13 protein-coding genes and 2 tRNA genes are annotated in these 17,246 nt (G+C 64.3%); 1 reads left to right on the plus strand and 14 read right to left on the minus strand.

What is annotated here, in order from left to right; translation table 11 throughout:
- Positions 1 to 58: 58 nt before the first annotated feature.
- From AB5Y91_RS07205 to AB5Y91_RS07270, 14 genes are all read right to left on the minus strand, one after another.
- Complete coding sequence (locus tag AB5Y91_RS07205; protein ID WP_368169410.1) at positions 59 to 1,705, minus strand: hypothetical protein; 1,647 nt, start codon at positions 1,703 to 1,705, stop codon at positions 59 to 61.
- 87 nt (positions 1,706 to 1,792) lie between these two features.
- The gene (locus AB5Y91_RS07210) at positions 1,793 to 3,055 is read right to left on the minus strand and encodes a hypothetical protein (RefSeq protein ID WP_368169411.1); all 1,263 of its coding nucleotides are present in this window, start codon (positions 3,053 to 3,055) and stop codon (positions 1,793 to 1,795) included.
- Positions 3,056 to 3,161: 106 nt separating this feature from the next.
- Positions 3,162 to 3,734, minus strand: a complete 573-nt coding sequence (locus tag AB5Y91_RS07215; protein ID WP_368169424.1) for a hypothetical protein — start codon at positions 3,732 to 3,734, stop codon at positions 3,162 to 3,164.
- A gap of 146 nt (positions 3,735 to 3,880) precedes the next feature.
- Positions 3,881 to 5,302, minus strand: coding sequence for an NAD(P)/FAD-dependent oxidoreductase (locus tag AB5Y91_RS07220; protein ID WP_368169412.1), 1,422 nt, complete (start codon positions 5,300 to 5,302; stop codon positions 3,881 to 3,883).
- A gap of 79 nt (positions 5,303 to 5,381) precedes the next feature.
- Positions 5,382 to 6,206 (minus strand): FTR1 family protein, encoded by an 825-nt coding sequence (locus AB5Y91_RS07225; RefSeq protein ID WP_290071383.1) that lies wholly within the window; start codon positions 6,204 to 6,206, stop codon positions 5,382 to 5,384.
- Entirely contained in the window at positions 6,206 to 9,223 is a 3,018-nt protein-coding gene (locus AB5Y91_RS07230) for a YncE family protein (RefSeq protein WP_368169413.1), read from the minus strand. Before AB5Y91_RS07230 ends, AB5Y91_RS07225 begins: the two co-directional genes overlap by 1 nt.
- Before the next feature lie 4 nt (positions 9,224 to 9,227).
- Entirely contained in the window at positions 9,228 to 9,677 is a 450-nt protein-coding gene (locus AB5Y91_RS07235; protein ID WP_042648104.1) for a hypothetical protein, read from the minus strand.
- Between the two features lie 122 nt (positions 9,678 to 9,799).
- Complete coding sequence (locus AB5Y91_RS07240; protein ID WP_106887087.1) at positions 9,800 to 10,285, minus strand: YqhA family protein; 486 nt, start codon at positions 10,283 to 10,285, stop codon at positions 9,800 to 9,802.
- A gap of 87 nt (positions 10,286 to 10,372) precedes the next feature.
- On the minus strand, positions 10,373 to 11,074 hold the full coding sequence (locus AB5Y91_RS07245; protein WP_368169414.1) for a peptidase: 702 nt from the start codon (positions 11,072 to 11,074) through the stop codon (positions 10,373 to 10,375).
- A gap of 31 nt (positions 11,075 to 11,105) precedes the next feature.
- A complete protein-coding gene (locus tag AB5Y91_RS07250; protein WP_368169415.1) occupies positions 11,106 to 11,906 on the minus strand; it encodes a transglutaminase domain-containing protein in 801 nt (266 codons plus the stop codon).
- Positions 11,903 to 12,829, minus strand: a complete 927-nt coding sequence (locus AB5Y91_RS07255) for an alpha-E domain-containing protein (protein ID WP_368169416.1) — start codon at positions 12,827 to 12,829, stop codon at positions 11,903 to 11,905. The genes AB5Y91_RS07250 and AB5Y91_RS07255 overlap by 4 nt, the downstream gene beginning before the upstream one ends.
- Positions 12,823 to 14,259 carry a circularly permuted type 2 ATP-grasp protein gene (locus AB5Y91_RS07260; RefSeq protein WP_368169417.1) on the minus strand — a complete coding sequence of 479 codons (1,437 nt, stop codon included), beginning with the start codon at positions 14,257 to 14,259 and terminating at the stop codon, positions 12,823 to 12,825. The genes AB5Y91_RS07255 and AB5Y91_RS07260 overlap by 7 nt, the downstream gene beginning before the upstream one ends.
- Positions 14,260 to 14,569: 310 nt before the next feature.
- A tRNA-Asn gene (locus tag AB5Y91_RS07265) sits at positions 14,570 to 14,645 on the minus strand.
- Between the two features lie 2 nt (positions 14,646 to 14,647).
- A tRNA-Asn gene (locus AB5Y91_RS07270) sits at positions 14,648 to 14,723 on the minus strand.
- Positions 14,724 to 15,277: 554 nt separating this feature from the next.
- Between AB5Y91_RS07270 and dauA the strand changes: the two genes are divergently transcribed.
- The gene (dauA, locus tag AB5Y91_RS07275) at positions 15,278 to 17,014 is read left to right on the plus strand and encodes a C4-dicarboxylic acid transporter DauA (protein WP_042648100.1); all 1,737 of its coding nucleotides are present in this window, start codon (positions 15,278 to 15,280) and stop codon (positions 17,012 to 17,014) included.
- Positions 17,015 to 17,246 lie beyond the last annotated feature (232 nt).

Consider the following 17,246-nt stretch of genomic DNA (forward strand, 5'->3'; position numbering starts at 1 on the left):
TGGCAGGCTTGAGCAGGTCTATCCTGCCCCGGCCCTTGAGGTCAGATCTGCGGCGGGATCAGCGCCCCGGACGCCTTGCCCTGTGGTGGCACAGAAGCAGCAGCCAGCCCAGCCACCCGAGCAAGGAGAGGATATTGCCTGCCCGCTCGGGCCAGCGCGCCGTCAGCCTGAGGGTGAGGCTGTGGCTGCCCGCCGGCACCCAGAGCTGCATCAGGCCCTGGGGATTGGCGCCCACCGTCAGCATCAGGCGCTCGTCGAGCCAGGCCTGCCAGCCGGGGTAATCATACTGGTGCAGGACCAGCCGGGTCGGCACGGCCGCCGTCACTGCCAGGGTCAGGGCCCTGGGCTGCCAGCGGTGCACTGTCCAGCTGGCGCCCGGGGGCTCGGCGCTCACCGGGGGCTGGAATTCATCCTTCCAGGCGAGCAGGGTCGGGGCGAACATGCCCCCCGGTACCTGCCTTGGCCTGTACTCCCGGGCGCTGCGCTTGCTGTCGAACTCGAGGGCCATGGCCTCCCGGGTGGGGGCCTGGGTGAGGGGGGCGTGACGGACGTAGGCGAGGGTGGTGATCAGGGTCAGCAGGAGTGTTCCCCAACAGAGCCACTGCCAGGGGCGGTGAGTGGGGGTGCCCAGGGCCACCACGGCAACCGTGGCCAGGGTGAGGATGAGATTGAGCCGCCAGGGAAACTGCACCCGTTGCAGGGGGGGCAGCAGGCTCCAGAGGGGCTGGCTCAGGGGCAGCATCATCAGGAAGGCCCCCACCCCGAGCGCCCCCCAGCACAGCAGCTCTGGGTGGCGCGGCTCGCGGGCGGCGGCCCAGGCGATGAGCAGCAAGGCCAGGGTCAGCAGGCTCTGCCACGCCAGGTGGCCGCGAAAGCGCCAGTCCCCCCAGCCAGAAGGCAGGCGGTCGAGGAAGTTGCGCCGAAAGTCGAACATGCCGCCGCGCATCAGCTCCATGGAGATGGCCCCCTGATCCGCCAGGGCGGGCAGCAACAGGGCCGCCGCCATGCAAAGCCCCAGCCCCTGGGCCCCCAGGGCTATCCAGCAGGGCACCAGGGTGCGGGATCGCCAGGCGAACCAGAGGGCGCGCACGCTGACCAGACCCATCATCAGCAGCAGGCTGGGCAGGTGGGAGAAGGCCAGCAGCGCCAGCCCCAGGATCAGCAGGGGCAGGCCCTGGCGCAGGCCGCGATGGGCGAGATCCTGGCCAAGCAGGATCAGCGGCGCCCAGGCGAAGGCCCAGAACTCCGCCAGGGCGAAGCGGGCATAGAGATCCATGGCCAGGTGATAGGGCAGGATCAGGTAGAGCAGGCTGACCGCCAGGGCCCGGCCCGGGGGCGTGGTGGCGCGCAGCCACAGATAGGCGAACGCGCCTGAGAGCAGCAGCGCCAGGGTGGCGCTGCCGAGCAGGGGATAGATGGCCTGCTGGGCGGGGGAGCCGGGACCGGCAAAGAGTGCGCTGACGTAGTAGGGGAGCGGGGGATAGAAGAAGAAGGTGGGGCTGCCAAAGCCGCCGTTCATGGCCATCAGCCAGCGGGGATAGAGCTCCCCCTGCCACAGCTGGCGGGCAAAATAGTGGCCTGAGAGCAGGTGGTGGAACAGATCGTGCCCCTGGGTGCCCCCCTGCAGCCAGACAGGCAGCACCAGGAGCGCGCTGGCCAGCGCCAGGACAAGGGGCACCAGTGCCCACTCCTTGCCTCCCTTCATGCATCCTCTCCCTGCCACGCCCATGCGCAGTGAGTGTAGACGAGTCAGCTGGCGCAGCGACGCGTTTGGGCCAGAGCCCTGAGCCTGTCAGCGCGGTATGGCGAGCCAGAGGCCGGGTTCGGCGCCAAAGCGGGGGGCAAACCAGTGCGCCTGGTGGGGGAGCGGCATCTCGCTCTGCGCTATGGGCCGGCGGCTGAGGCGGCAAGCCCCCTGGGTGAGCGCAAGGGCAGCATCCCCCTGGTACCAGCCATCGGTGACGGGCAGGGCCGTGGTTTCCCTAAGCAGCCGTACTCCCCACTGGGTCACCAGGGCCGGGCAGGTCCGTTCGGCCAGTCGGGCGGCCTGCACCATGGCGGGCGGCGCCGCAGGCGTGAGTGTGCTCATCAGCAGCAACAGGGCCCCCAGCATGGCAGGGCGCTCGCCCCATAGGGGCAGCCTGCCCGCCAGCAACACTATGCCGAGCAGGGTAATGGGCGCCAGATGGCGGGGATTGTCCGGGTTCTGGCCAAACATGGTCCAGAGCAGCAGGGCGAGCCAGTAGAGGGTCCAGAGCGGGGAGAGTGCTGCGGCTTGGTCTTTTGATCTTTGCCAGAGCGGTAGCACCAGCAAGGCTCCGACAGCCAAGGGCCAGAGCGGAGTGAGCTGATCATGGAAGGTGCGTGCCCAGCTCAACAGCCGATCGCCGTGGGCCGCCGCCGTGTTGCCCCAGAGGGTGAAGTGGCCGTCGGTAAAGCGCCGCCCCTCGCCAAAATAGGCCCAGCCATCGGCCTGCCAGACAAAGAGCAGACTTATCAGCCCTACCAAAGCGATGGGCAGCAGAAACTTACGCCGCTCACCCTTGTGCTCTATCCCGAGCCAGAGCGGCAGCAGGGCCAGCACTAAGTAGGAGGGGCGAAGCGCCAGCAAGAGTCCCAGCAGCAGACCGGCCAGCGCTGGTTTGCGATTCTGCAAGGCCAGCAGCGCCCCGAGCCAGGCGGCGAGCGCGGGCCCGTCCGAGAGGCCGGAGAGGGCAAGTGTCGGGGTGAGCGGCAGGGCCAGCACCAGCAGCCAGACGGGGGCAAGCAGGCTTGGTCGTTGCCATATTCTCACCGCCAGCCAGGCGGCGAGCGGCGCTATCAGCGCTGTGCCCAGGAGGCTCGCCCACTGCACCGCAGCGGCGGGATCGTCCACCGCCAGATTGATGAGCCGCGCCAGCCAGATAAAGGCGGGATAGCCCGGAAAGTGGGGGGAGAACTCCAGCACGCTAAAGCGCACCACCCCGTGGGCGAAGTTCAGGGCGTCGTCGGAATCGAGGGCCACAGGGAAGGTAAATAGCCAGCCCGTCCAGACCAGTTGCAGAAGGATCAGCAAGTAGGGTCGATTAGCGAAGCGTAATCGGCCGTGGTGACGCCCCCCTTCTCCCCTTGCGGGAGAAGGGCCGGGGATTAGGGGGGCCGTCATCATCGATGAAATGTCATCAAAGCGGCGCCAGCACGGCCATCAGCGCTTTTTCGGCTTCTGCGAAGGCGGCAGCATCGGCGGGCTTGGCACCCACCCCGAAGACGCCGGGGTTGCCGATGGCGTCCAGCACCTTGGCCAACGCCTGTTCGGCCGCCTTGCGATCCCCTTCACCGAGGGAGGGGAGGATCAAATCGAGGAAGCGCTTGCTCTTGACCACCAGCACCTTGGCGGTCTGGTAATCGCCGAGGTTCTGCCCGGCCCCCTCGAGGCGACGCTCGATCTCTGCCTTGTAGGCACGGTTGAGCAAAGTGGCGGTGGCGGCGGCATCTTTCCCCTTGATGGCGGTTGCCAGGGGGGCTTGCAGCTCCACCTTGTGGTGCTCTTCCAGATAGGTCAGCTCGTCCGCAATCTCGCTCAAGGTGGCGCTGGCATCCTTGCCTTCACTGGCGGCACCAAGCAATGCTTCGCGCGCATCGATCAGCGGCTCCTTGCCTGCGGCGGCGTAGGAGTATGCCTGCGCCTGGCCGCTGAGGGTCAGCAGCGGGCCCGTCAGTAGGGCGAGGGCGATCAAGCCGTGGCGTATGGTCATCCTGTTCTCCTTGTTGATTTGTCCTGACGGCATGGCGCCAGTCCTGATTCGTTGGACCCCACCCCGACCCTCNCCCCTTGTCAGGGGAGGGCGTTTTTACCCTCCCCCTTTCGAAGGGGGAGGCCGGGAGGGAGTTGTTCCTGTTGCTACGCCACGCTCTGAGTTTCAATGACGGTATTTTCGTTGCGATGGTTAAAGATGGCGTGTCGTCTGTCCACCCCGTCGATCACCATGTCAGCGGCCATCATCCCCATCTCCATGGCGGTGTCGGTGAAGATGTAGCGAAACGTCCCCTGGCGACCTGTCATGATGAGGTTGCCAATCGGCATCAGTGCCTGAATGGCTTCGTTGCGGCGCGCCTGATAGCCGAGATCCATCAGCGGATAGGCGTATTCGCTTCGCGCCTCGAAGGTCTCATCGCCAAGCCTGGCGGTATCAACGCCTAGGCTCGCGAGATCGGCGGTGACCCGGCCCCGCAGCTCGGCCAGCGGTGCCTGCCAGGTGGCATCCCCCGGGTTGCAGGGGATCTCCAGCATCACGGAGGTCTGGCCCTGTGGCGCCATAAAGGGGCTGCGGCGGCGCGGCTCCTGCAGGCGGGTCGCCAGAATATGGGGGTCTGAGAGGTACTGCCAGGTGTTGTCCGACAGGTTCTCCTGTTTGAGGGGCATATTGACGAAGCGCAGAGACCGGTAGTGCAGATCGCACGGCAAGCCCAGATGCTGGCAGGTGAGCGGCAGCGGCAGGGTGGAGATCACCTGATCAAAGTGCTCGCTCTGCTCAATACCCTCTTGTTGCCAATAGACCCGCTCAATGCGGCCATCGACCTGCTCGAGGCGGCTGATGGTGGCGCCTGTCTTGACCGTCACGCCTTCTGCCACCAGCCGCTCCCCCAGGGTGGTGAAGATCTGGCCGAAACCATACTTTGGATAACGGTATTTGCGGGCATAGGTGCGCACCGAGAGGCTGCCCTTGCGTCTTGGTAGCAGGCGGCGCGCCACGTCTTTCAAATCGATGAGACTGATGCGCTGACCGGCCCAGTCGGCGGAGAGCTTGTCCGGGTTGATGCCCCAGAGCTTGGCCGTGTAACCCTCGAAGAACTGGCGATAGAGGGTGCGGCCGAAGTGGCTCTGGATCCACTCGGCAAAGCTCGCCTTGGCGAAATCGTCCGGCTTCTTGGCAAAGGGCAACAGCAGCAAGTCTTTCACCGCGCCCGCCATCAGGGTTAGGGGGGCAGTCCTCAGCAGGTTGGTGAGGTTCAAGGGGTAGTCATAGGTGCGCCCGCCAAAGCGGATGACGCTCTTTCGCTCTGCGTGGAGCAAGTCGTCCCCCATCAGCTCGTCGATAAAGGCGAGCAGCTCGGGGTTCTTGGTGATGAAGCGGTGGCCGCCGTAGTCGAAGCGGTACTCTCCGGCGCGCCCCTTGAAGGTCTGGGTGGCGCACATGCCCCCCACCACGCTCTCCTGCTCGAACAGGGTGACCGTAAAACCGGCCTGGCACAGGCGCCAGGCGGCCATCAGACCGGCGGGACCGGCACCCAGTACCGCAATCTTCTTGTTGTTGTCGCTCATGAGTGTTCCGAAACGGCTTGATATCTAAGGGGACCGCGCCAGGGCGCGGCCCCCGAATGGGGTTGCAACTGGTGCGGGTTTATCCCTGCACCCGAGGGCGATAGCTGCGATGCCAGAGGGTGACGAAGATGGCCAGATAGGTGGCCCAGGTCAGCAACTGCAAGCCGGCGGGTGAGGCATTGTAGCCAAACAGGGCGCGCAGGAAGGTGCCGAAGACCCCCTGATCGTCGAGGATGTGGCTGATGTTGAACACGGGCGTGGTCCAGAAGGTAATGACGTCCGCCGCCTGCAACATGTTGACGGCGGACGACAGCAGCCCCGCGGCTATGATGATGATCAGCAGCCCGGTCCAGCGGAAGAAGGGGGCCAGCGCCACCTTGCGGGTGGAGCGCAGCAGCCCCCACACCAGCACCACAGAGACCAGCAGCCCCGCCAGCGCCCCCATCAGTCCCTCGTGCAGATCCACCCCTTGCCCTGAATAGACCAGGGCCGAGAAGAAGAGCACGGTTTCAAAGCCTTCCCGCATCACGGCGAGGAAGGCGAGCAGCACCAGGCCAAAGAGGTTGCCGCCGTCGACGGCGGCATCGATGCGCGCCGTCATGGCCCCCACCTGGGACTTGGCCTGTTTTTGCATCCAGATTGCCATATAGGTGAGCACCAGGGTGGCGAAGATCAGGATCCCCGCCATCAAGAGGTGGTTGTAACGCTCGCTTTCGAACTGGCTCACCACCACCTGGAACAGGAAGGCGACCACGAGGGAGGCGACGAGGCCCAGCCCCACCCCCAGATAGATGAACTTGTTGTAGCGGCTCGCCCCCAGCTTGGCGAGGTAGGAGAGGCAGATGCCCACCAGCAGGAAGGCTTCCAGCCCCTCGCGCAGGGTAATGAGAAAACTTGCAAACATCAGGATTGAGGCTCCGTATCGGGCGTGACGGGGAGGGGCTGCAGGGTCAGTTGCAGCCGATTAAGTTGTAGCCGAGCGAGTAGCACTATGGGTGGCGCCGGCAGGCTTGGCTCGGCGGCGCGCACCGCATCACTGACCCACTTGGGGTAGGTGCGGAAATTGAGTCTGATATCGGCCTGGAAGGGCCCACGGGCATCCGCCGGCAGCGGCCAGGCTTCATCGCGCCAGCCATCGGCCGGGATGCGGGTATCTTCCAGGAGCTTGGCGTAGCGCCAGAACTTGAGGCCGACCGGCTTGCCCTCGGCATCGCCGAATACTTTGCGGAACAGCCGCGCGTCCTCGGGCACGGCGCCCTCCACCGGCTGGCCGCTTCTGAGCACCAGCTTGCCGCTGGCGTCTGTGACGGTCAGCTCCAGCCAGAGTTCACGGAAATCGGCCACTCCGGTGGGCAGGGCGTGGCCCGCGCCTGTATTGGCGACCCGCACCACCAGTTGCTGCCCATCGGCAGCCTGTTCGATACGGGCAGAGAGCGTCGCGCTGGAGCGCAGCAGGGCCAGGCTCTCCTGCTCAAGCGCGGGATTGCGCAGCCCCACCAGCTGGTGCTGGGCGCCGGTAAAGTTGTGGCGATAGAGGCGCTCTTTCATTGTGCCGTTTTCGGTGGACTGGCCCGCCACAGGGGCGCCGCCATTGCCGGGCTCGGGGTTCATATGGCAGTCGATGCAGCTGCGCCGCTTGGCGGGATCCTCCGCCTTGGCGAAGCTGGAGTTCTCCCACTCGTCCCAGGTGTTGACGATATTGGCGCCGCTGCCCGGGGCAAACTCGTTGTGGCAGGATTTGCACAGGGCCGCATCCTGATAGAAATCCTTCTGATAGGAGGCCTTGTGCATCGCCGGACGGGCGTTGATCTGCCGCTCGGCCAGCCAGTGGCGGGCGCTGCCCCCCGGGGCATCCTCGAACACATAGCTCTCGCGGTCTTTCAAATTCACCGTGAAGGCGCTGTTGCCGCCGGCATCTTCGAGCCTTGTGATGCGATGGCAGAGCACGCAGCCTGTCCCTTCCTCCACCACGGGTTCGCCAGCCTTGTGGGCGGCAATGAGCGAGGCGCCGCCCTGCTCGAACATGTGGGAGCCCTTGGGCAGCTCAGTCTGGCCGTTCAGCACCTGCTGGGGCATGTGGCAGCCCTGGCACCACTGGCCGAAGGCCTCGCCTTCTGTCTCGCGGGCCAGGGCCTGCACCACCTTGTAGTAGGGGTGGGAGTTGCCCATCAGCCTGTGGTTGCTCTCGCTCCAGTCCTTGAACGCCTCTTGGTGGCAGTTCTGGCAGGAGGCGGAGTTGAGCCACTCCTTGGGATGGGTGGTCGGCGCCTTGGTGGGATCCCTGCGCGGGGCATCGAGTCGCAGCCAGTTGGCGAGATAGGGGAGGTTGCCATCTGCGGTGACGAAGGCGTGCAGATCCTCCATCATCGCCTTCACCTCGGGCTGGGGCTTGGCGGGATCCACAGTCTCGGCCCCATCGCGACCGTCGTGGCCCATGCCGCCCTGGGTCTGCTGGGTCATGCGCAGGTATTCGCCGACGAAGTCCCCCGCCACCATGTTGGCGAGGTTGGCGTGGCCGTTGATGGCGTTGTCGCCGCTCTGCTGGCGATGGGCCGCCATCAGATGGCGGTTGGTGAAGTTGAATCCGTCCAGATGGCAGGAGTTGCAGCTCATCCAGTTGTCCCCGGCCATGGGGAAGCGGGCATTGGCGCCGTTGTTGCCCAGCGTGTTTCCAAGATGGAACAGTCGCTCGCCACGCTTGAGGGGCTCGGGGCGGGGATCCGTCTCTACCAGCTTGGCGAAGTGGGGCACATCGACCGTGACCCGGGCGAAGGGGCCGCTGCCGCCGGTATGGAGGCGGGTGAGATCCTGCCCCATGACGTTGTGCACCAGAATATGCTCGCCGTCTACAAACAAGTCCCGTGGGTTCTGGCCCGGCAGGTGACGCAAGAGCTGGGTCGCCTTGGCGCCCCCCTGGAACTTCTTGCGTCTGTGACGGTTGCTGTTGGATTTACCGCTGCGCGACAAGTCGAACACCAGCAAGTCCTCGGAACCTGCCAGGGTCAGGTAGACCCGCTTGCCATCGGCGGCGAAGCGCGCGGCGAAGGGGTTGGAGACAATCTGGCTGCGGTTGCCGACGCTTGGCAGATTGATCTGCAAGAAGAGCTGCTTTCTTTCATCTACCCGCTCTTTCTCTTCATCGAGATCTATGATGGATACGGCCGGAAAGACGGTGCTCTGGAACTGGAAGGGGTGGTCGAAGCTCCAGAGCACATGAGGCAGCCAGGCTTCGCTGCCATCGGGGGAGAGGGCGATGCCGTCCAGCAGGCGTGGCAATCCCTGAGAGTCGCTCGCTTTTCCAGTAGGGGGCGCGCTGTGGGTCTCGGCCAGGGTGATCAGGCGTGGCTTGGGCAGGGTGGCGCCCGTGAGCCCGCTGCTCAGCTTGGCTAGGTCATAGATGGCGAGCTGGCCGGTCATGGCGTGGGTGAGCAGCAGGCGATCATCGTCGGTCAGCGCCAGCCCGCGCGGGGTCTCGGCAGTGGCCACATCCAGCTGCAGCTTGCCCGCGCTGTCATAAGCCTGCAGGCGGCTCGCCTCGAACAGCGTGACCCAGAACCAATGCCGCTTGGCATCGAAGATGACCCCATAGGGTCTATGGCCGGTGGGGATCGTCTTTTCCAGATCGAGATCATCATCCAGCAGCAGCAGGCGATCGCCGCTGTAGTCGGTGACCAGCAGGGTGCCATCATCGGCGCGGGCAAGCTGGCGCAGATCCCCCCCCAGTTGCACCTCTTTTATTCCCTTGCCGCTGTCTCGCTCGAGCAGGGTGACGGATCCAGCGCTCTGGTTGGCGGTGACGAGGCGCGGGGCGTCGCCCTCGTCATAGGCTACCATGGCCGTGCCCATCTCCTGGGCGCTGGCAAGGGTGCTGCCCAGTAGCATGGAGAGGGCGAGTAGGCAGGAGAAGAGCAGCTTCAACATAGGATCAGGCACGCCATTTCAAGATGGTCCAGCGCCAGGCGTGGCGCAGCACCAGGGGCGTCAACGCTAGCGCGCTCAGCCAGTGGGCCCAGCTGGCGAGGTTGCCCAGGCTGTCCCCCGGGGTGCCGTGCAGCACCAGCAGCAGGCCGCTGGCGAGACAAACCAGCAGCAAGGCTTCGATGATGCGCCCCGTGGTGCGCAGAAAAGGTTTGCGGCTCTTGTTCAGCAGGCTGCGATGGGAGAGCCAGAAGGCGCCAAACAACAGGGGAAACAGGGAGAGGGAGAGCATCACATGGAGAAACAGGTTCCAGCGTGCCAGGGACCAGACCGGGGTCAGTGGCTCCCACAGCAGCAGGCCGGAGAAGAACATCAGGTAGAGGGAGCCCTCGGCGGCCTGATGGTGATAGGCCAGCCATTGCCAGAGGTGTCGCGGTGAGAGGGAAAGGCTTGTCATAGGTGCTCCAGCACCCGGGCGGTTCGGCCCGGGGCGAGCAAGTTTACAATGGGGTAAGGGTAATGAAAAGAGTTATCAATTCGGCCACTGATGAATAGATCCTGAATGAAATCAGGGCCGGGTCACTTGTGATCAGCCAGCCGCTCCGTGATGGCGTAGATGAGGGCGGCGGTGGAGAAGGCGAGGAAGACGATGACAGACCACTTCATCTCTATCTCGTTGCCGGTGCCGTCTTCCAGGAAGGCCTTGAGCACTTCGATGCCGGCGATGGTCACCAAGGAGTTGATGACGATGAGTTTGAGGGACGCAAAGTTGATCTTGCTGAGCCAGTTGTCCCCCAGGGCCGCCCGCTGCTCCGGGGTCTTGATGAACTGCACATAGCCGCAGATGGCCACCAGGATCAGCATCTGGGCCACCAGCACGAAGTCCACCAGGGTGAGCACCCCTGTGATGAGATCCAGATAGTCGATCTCGATGATGTCGCGGCACAGCACATAGAGCTGCATGGCAAATTTCACCATCAAGAGGGCGACGCACACCAGGATGCAGACATAGAAGGGGAACATCATCAGCCGGCTGCCGTTGAGCATGAAGTTGAAGCGGCGCATGGGGACTCCATCGAGAGGTAAGCGAATGGCAGCCAGAATATCTGGAAAGAGGGGGGCGGGAAAGCGCCATGGCGCTCCCTCGCCCGTTCAGAGGGGGAAGGGGGGAAGCTCTCGGAACAGCCGTTGCAACCCCTCGCCCCAGGCCTTGCGCAGGGCCTGGAAGTGGGGATTCTGCTCTGTGATGCGGTGCAGCTGTGCCGCCGAGAAGCTCCCCTCGGAATAGACGAGCGCATCCAGGGGCAGGCCCACCGAGAGGTTGCTGCGCAGGGTCGAGTCGATGGAGATGAGGGCGCACTGCATGGCGGTCTGGAGCGGCGTCTCGTACTGGATGATGCGATCTATGATGGGCTTGCCGTACTTGCTCTCACCAATCTGGAAGTAGGGGGTGTCCGGGCCCGCCTCGATGAAGTTGCCCTCCGGGTAGATGTGGAACAGGCGGTGGTGCTCCCCCCGGATCTGGCCCCCCAGCAGTATGTTGCAGCCGAAGTTGACATGCCCCTGTTGCTGGCCCCCATCCCGGCTGATGACGGTGCGTATGGTCTGGCCTATGAGGGCCGCGACCTCGTACAGACTGGGGAGGCTGAGCAGACCCGTCCCCTCCGTCAGCAGGCTGATGACACTCTGGGTGGTGGCCAGATTGCCGGCGCTTTGCAGCACTATCACCCTGTCCTCCTGGGTGAAGAGGTGCAGCTTGCGGAAGGTGGCGATATGGTCCACCCCCGCATTGGTGCGCGAGTCGGAGGCGAAGACGATGCCATCTTGCAGGCACATGGCGACGCAATAGGTCATGGCGGCCCTCCCGCCAGCACTCCCTGGGCCCTCATTGCTGCTGCCCATCCAGGCGGGTGACTCGTGCCTGGCTCTGCAACTGCTCGCAGCCGCCGCCGTAGCGCACCCCGCGCACCGGGCAGGCATCCAGGTAGTCCATGCCGACCGCGAGTTTGAGGTGCTCGTTGGCGGAGCAGGTGAGGTTGGTGACATCGAAGGTGTGCCAGCGCGCCTCAATCCACACCTCGGCCCAGGCGTGCATCGCCACGTGGCTGCTGTCCTGGCTGTAGAGGTAACCGCTCACGTACCTGGCCGGCAGACCGGCGTGGCGGCAGCAGGCCAGGAAGACATGGGTGTGGTCCTGACAGACGCCGCTGCCCGAGGCGAGGGCCTCGTCGGCGCTGAAGGTGGCGTCCGTGCTGCCCGGCTGATAGGGCATGCGCGCCAGGATGCGCGCCATCAGGCCCTCCAGGTCGGCCTGGGTCGGCTCGGAGGGCAGGCACTCCTGGGCCAGGGCTCGCAGGGCCTCGCTTGGGCAGGTGAGGGTGGTGGGTCTCAGGTAGCTCAGGGGGGAGATGAGGGAGTGCTCTTCATCTTCCTGTGCATCGTCGCGGATCTCCACCTCGCCACGGGCGCGGATGAGGATCCCCTCGTGGGGGGACTCCAGGCTCAGCACGTGCAATATGTTGCCGTAACCGTCCGTGGTGCAGGTGGCCTCCCCCGGCAGCTCCAGCTGCCAGGAGAGGATCTGCTGGCGGGCCGTGCTGTGGGGGGTCAGGCGCAGGTACTGGGTGCTGCGGCGCACCACGTCGGCATAGTGGTAGCGGGTCTGGTGATCGATGATGAGTCTCATAATACCTCCAGGTAGGCGGCGTGGATGCTCTGGCCGATGGCGCCGATGTCGCTGAGAAAGTCCCTCAGGTACGCCTGCATGCCGAGGGCGAACACATCCTCGATGGCGCCATAGGTCAGCTGGGCGTTGAGTATGGTGGTGAGGCGGCGCGGCGTCTGGCCGGCGTTGCCTTCGATCTGGGCCAGGATGTGCTCCATCTCGTCGAGGCAGGCGCGCAGGGAGCGCGGCACCTCGTTGCGCAGGATCAGCAGCTCGGCGATGGAGGCGTGGGAGAGGGTCTTGTAGAGGGTCTGGTGCGCCTCGTAGGCCCCCACCGAGCGCAGCAGGGCGTTCCAGCGGTAGAACTCGCGCACGCTGTCCTCATCCTCCCGGATCACCTGATACTTGACGGTGAGAATGCGCGCCGTGTTGTCGGCCCGCTCGATGAAGGTGCCAAGGCGCAGGAACCAGAGCACGTCCCCCCGCATCATGGTGCCGTAGGTGGCGCCGCGGAACTGATGGGATCGCTCCTTGATCCAGTCGAAGAACTCCTGGGCCTGGCCGCTGGAAAGCCCCGCCTTGCGGCGTCTGCGTATCTCTATCCAGGCGGCGTTGATGCTCTCCCACACCTCCCCCGGGATCTTGCCGCGCACCCCGTGGGCATTGTCCCTGGCCATGCGCAGGCAGCTGAAGATGCTGCTCGGGTTCTCCTCGTCGAAGCAGAAAAATTGCAGCAGGTTCTCCATGTTTACCTGGCCGTAGCGGGCGAGGAAAGGTTCGTGGGTGCCGCTGATGGTGAGGGGGGCCAGCAGCTCGCTGTGATCGGCGTCGATGGAGGGCATCAGCGACATGGTCTGGGTCACGTCCAGCATGCGCGCCGTGTTCTCCGCCCGCTCCAGGTGGCGGGACATCCAGTAGAGTTCGCTTGCGGTGCGGCTCAGCATGGGTTGCCCTCCATGACCCAGGTGTCCTTGGTGCCGCCGCCCTGGGAGGAGTTCACCACCAGGGAGCCCTCGGTGAGGGCGACCCGGGTCAGGCCGCCCGGCACCAGGCGCAGCTCCTGGCCGGTGAGGACGAAGGGACGCAGGTCGATGTGGCGGGGGGCTATGCCCGCCTCGACGAAGGTGGGGCAGGTGGACAGAGAGAGCGTCGGCTGGGCTATGTAGTTGTCGGGCCTAGCCTTGAGCAGCTCGCGAAAACGGGCCAGCTCCTCGCGGTTGGCGCAGGGGCCGATCAGCATGCCGTAGCCGCCGGCGCCATGGACCTCCTTGACCACCAGCTCCTCCAGGTGCGCCAGCACATAGGCCAGGGCATCGGGTTCCCGGCACTGCCAGGTGGGGACGTTGTTGAGGATGGGCTCCTCCCCCAGGTAGAAGCGGATCATCTCCGGCACATAGGGGTAGATGGACTTGTCATCGGCCACCCCGGTGCCGATGGCATTGGCCAGCACCACGCCGCCGGCGCGGTAGACAGAGAGCAGGCCCGGCACGCCGATGAGGGAGTCCGGGTTGAAGGCGAGAGGGTCCAGGTAGTCGTCGTCGATGCGGCGATAGATGACATCCACCCGTTTCAGCCCCGTGGTGGTGCGCATCAGCACCTGACCATCCTTGACCACCAGATCCGCGCTCTCCACCAGCTCCACCCCCATCTGCTGGGCGAGGAAGCTGTGCTCGAAGTAGGCGCTGTTGAAACGGCCCGGGGTCATCACCACCACGCAGGGGTTGTCCACCGGGCTGCTCTCGCGCAGGGTCTGCAGCAAGAGGGCCGGGTAGCGCTCCACCGGTGCTATGGGTTGGTTGTGAAACAGCTCCGGGAAGAGGCGCATCATCATCTTGCGGTTCTCCAGCATGTAGGAGACCCCGGAGGGGGTGCGCAGATTGTCCTCCAGCACGTAGTAGTCACCGTCGCTGTTGCGGATGATGTCGACCCCTGTGATGTGGACATAGGTGTTGCGGTGCAGGTCGACCCCCTGCATGCAGGGCTGGTACTGGGCATTGGTGAGGATCTGGGCGGCCGGGATCACCCCCGCCTTCAGGATGCGCTGATCGTGATAGATGTCGTGCAGGAAGGCGTTGAGGGCGGTGACGCGCTGGCGGATCCCCTTGTCCAGATGCTGCCACTCCTGGGCGGGAATGATGCGGGGAATGCTGTCGAACGGGATGAGGCGCTCGGCGCCGTCCCCATCCCCATAGACGTTGAAGGTGATGCCGACCCGGTGAAACAGCAGATCGGCCTCCTCACGCTTGCGTTCTATGCTCTTCTCGTCGGTCTGGTGCAGCCACGCCAGATAGGCGTGGTAGTGATCGCGAAACTGGTTGTTGGCGAGCAACATCTCGTCGTAGCAACCGGGTCCGGGCGGCTTGATGGGTAGCATAGGCAACTCCTTGTGACGTCCCTGAGGTCAGGAATTGCAAGGGCTGTGCCAGTCAATCGAGTCGCTATGAAGGCCGGTATCAGTAATTTTATACTGATAAATCAGAAGGATGAGTGCGTTGTCATCAAGGGGGAAAGGACGCTGCACCAGACTGGTACCCCAGAGAGGGTAGTCCTGCGTCATCTTGTGGCAGCGCCCCAGGTACGATGAGCAGAGGCGGACAGGGAGGGGAGGCCGCGCAGCTTCGCCTTGCCCCGCCCTGGGGCAGGGGAAACGAAAAAGCCCAGTCCTGAGACTGGGCTTTAGAAGATGGCTCCCTCGACTGGACTTGAACCAGTGACATACGGATTAACAGTCCGCCGTTCTACCGACTGAACTACGAGGGAATTGGCTCCTCCTACTGGACTTGAACCAGTGACATACGGATTAACAGTCCGCCGTTCTACCGACTGAACTAAGGAGGAATTGCCTGTCTCGTCGAGACGGAGCGGATATTAATGATCCCCCGGACGGGTGTCAACCCGCCATTCCACGGAAAAATGGCTTTTCGGCCCGTTTGCCCAAAACTTGGGCGCTGTGGACTATTTTCAGCACAATCAGCAGTTTGAGATGGCCCCGCCGGCAGCCACGGTTGAGCTGGCCGTGAAGGCGTGCCCCGGCCTGGAGGGGGTGGGGCAATGGATAAGCCGATCATGGAGGGGGAGGTGCATATCGGTGATATACCGATTGCCGATGGACTTGCCTCTCAGGTGATGGTCGAGGGATGCGGGGAAGATGCAGGTTCGTGATGACCGGGTAACTGAAGGGATGGCTGGGAAAATCGGCGATATGCGAGCTATCGATGACAATAATGCGGGGTAATGGCCATTTCTTGATCCTGCCCATCGAATTATCGGGCCGGCTCGGGTATGGTTGCTCTGGATACCATCGCCGCGTCGACAGCTCTGCCGGCCCTTGATGATGATCGGGTGCCGGTTCACTCCGGCCTTTGTCTCCCTCTTCTGGTATTACCCTAGACATGCACAATCAAGCTTCCTTACAAGGCGTGAAGCTGGCTATCGCATTGCGCCAATCCTGCATCGATGAACCTTATAGCGTGGCGCGCTTCGGCCGCGACCTCATCGCCGGCATCACGGTTGGCATCATCGCCATTCCGCTCGCCATGGCGCTGGCCATTGCCAGCGGGGTGCCGCCCCAGCACGGCCTCTACACCGCCATCATAGCCGGCATCGTCATCGCCGTGACGGGGGGCTCTCGCTTCTCCATCTCGGGGCCGACCGCCGCCTTTGTGGTGATCCTCTATCCGGTGGCCCAGCAATTCGGGGTGGGGGGCCTCTTGATGGCGACCCTCATCTCCGGCTTCTTCCTGGTGGCCATGGGGATGGCGCGCCTCGGTCGCCTCATCGAATACATTCCACCCTCGGTGACCCTGGGTTTCACCGGCGGCATCGCCATCGTGATCGCCACCTTGCAGATCAAGGACTTCTTCGGCCTGCACGTTCCCGAGATGCCGGAAACCTATGTCGGCAAGGTGCAGGCGCTGGCTCATGCTCTGCCCAGTTGGCAGTGGGGTGATACCCTGGTGGGGGTGGCCACCCTGGCGGTGCTGCTGCTCTGGCCCAGATTACGGCTGCCGGTGCCGGGTCACCTGCCGGCAGTGCTGGTGGGGGTCGGCCTGGGGGTCGGCCTGCACGCCCTGGGGGTGGACGTGGCCACCATAGGCAGCAAGTTCAGCTATACCCTGGCCGATGGCACTCAGGGCATGGGGATACCCCCCATAGCGCCGACCCTGGTGATGCCCTGGGCCCTGCCCGGGCCGGACGGCGCCCCCGTGGTCTGGGATCTGGCGGCCATAGAGCGGCTGCTGCCCGCCGCCTTCTCCATGGCCATGTTGGGAGCCATCGAATCCCTGCTCTGCGCCGTGGTGCTGGACGGCATGACGGGGCGCAAGCACAGCTCCAACGGCGAGCTGGTGGGGCAGGGGCTTGGCAACATACTCGCCCCCTTCTTCGGCGGCATCACGGCGACGGCCGCCATCGCCCGCTCCGCCGCCAACGTGCGGGCCGGTGCCACCTCGCCCATCTCCGGCATAGTTCATGCGCTGGTGGTGCTGGCCGCCATACTGGTGCTGGCCCCCTGGCTCTCCTGGCTGCCGCTCTCTGCCATGGCCGCCCTGCTGCTGCTGGTGGCCTGGAACATGAGCGAGGCCCACAAGGTGGTAGATCTGGTGCGCAGGGCGCCCCGCTCGGATGTGCTGGTGCTGCTGGTCTGCCTGTCTCTCACCGTCATCTTCGACATGGTCATCGCCATCACCTTCGGGGTGATCCTGGCGTCCCTGCTGTTCATGCGTGAAATCGCCAAGATGACCCGACTGCACAACCTGGCCGAGCACGGCCGTTATGCCAGCGAAGTGCCGGCGCAGACCCTGCTCTACAAGATCAACGGTCCCCTGTTCTTTGCCGCCGCGGAGCGGGTCTTCGAGGAGCTGCTGGCCCAGGTGGGGGAGCACAAGGCGCTGATCCTGCAGATGGAGGCCGTCTCCATCCTGGACGCCGGCGGGCTCTCTGCCTTCCAGCAATTTGCCAAACGCATGGCCAAGTCGGGTGTCCAACTCAAGGTGGCCGAGTTGCAGTTCCAGCCCCTCAAGACCCTGGCGCGGGCCAAGGTGCGTCCTGTCCCGGGTGAGCTGGAGTTCTACGGCTCGCTGGAGGAGGCTATCAGAGGGGAACATTTGCACGAAGCGATTGAAAATTGACGTAAAGGGATAGGAAACGGCATCTTTTTGGTCAGTTGGTTCGCAAATTGAGCAAACGATAGCAAAAGACGAAAAATGAGATTGACCGGCTTGCTCCTATCCCTTACATTACGCCCCGTTCCAGCGAAGCAGCGCAACGAACCACGTGGCGATTGAACACGTTAAACAGCAGTCAAAAATTTGGTGAGGTGTCCGAGTGGCTGAAGGAGCACGCCTGGAAAGTGTGTATACG

This window comes from Aeromonas sp. R4-3, from assembly GCF_040908275.1.
In the GTDB taxonomy this organism is placed as follows: Bacteria; Pseudomonadota; Gammaproteobacteria; order Enterobacterales; family Aeromonadaceae; genus Aeromonas; species Aeromonas rivipollensis.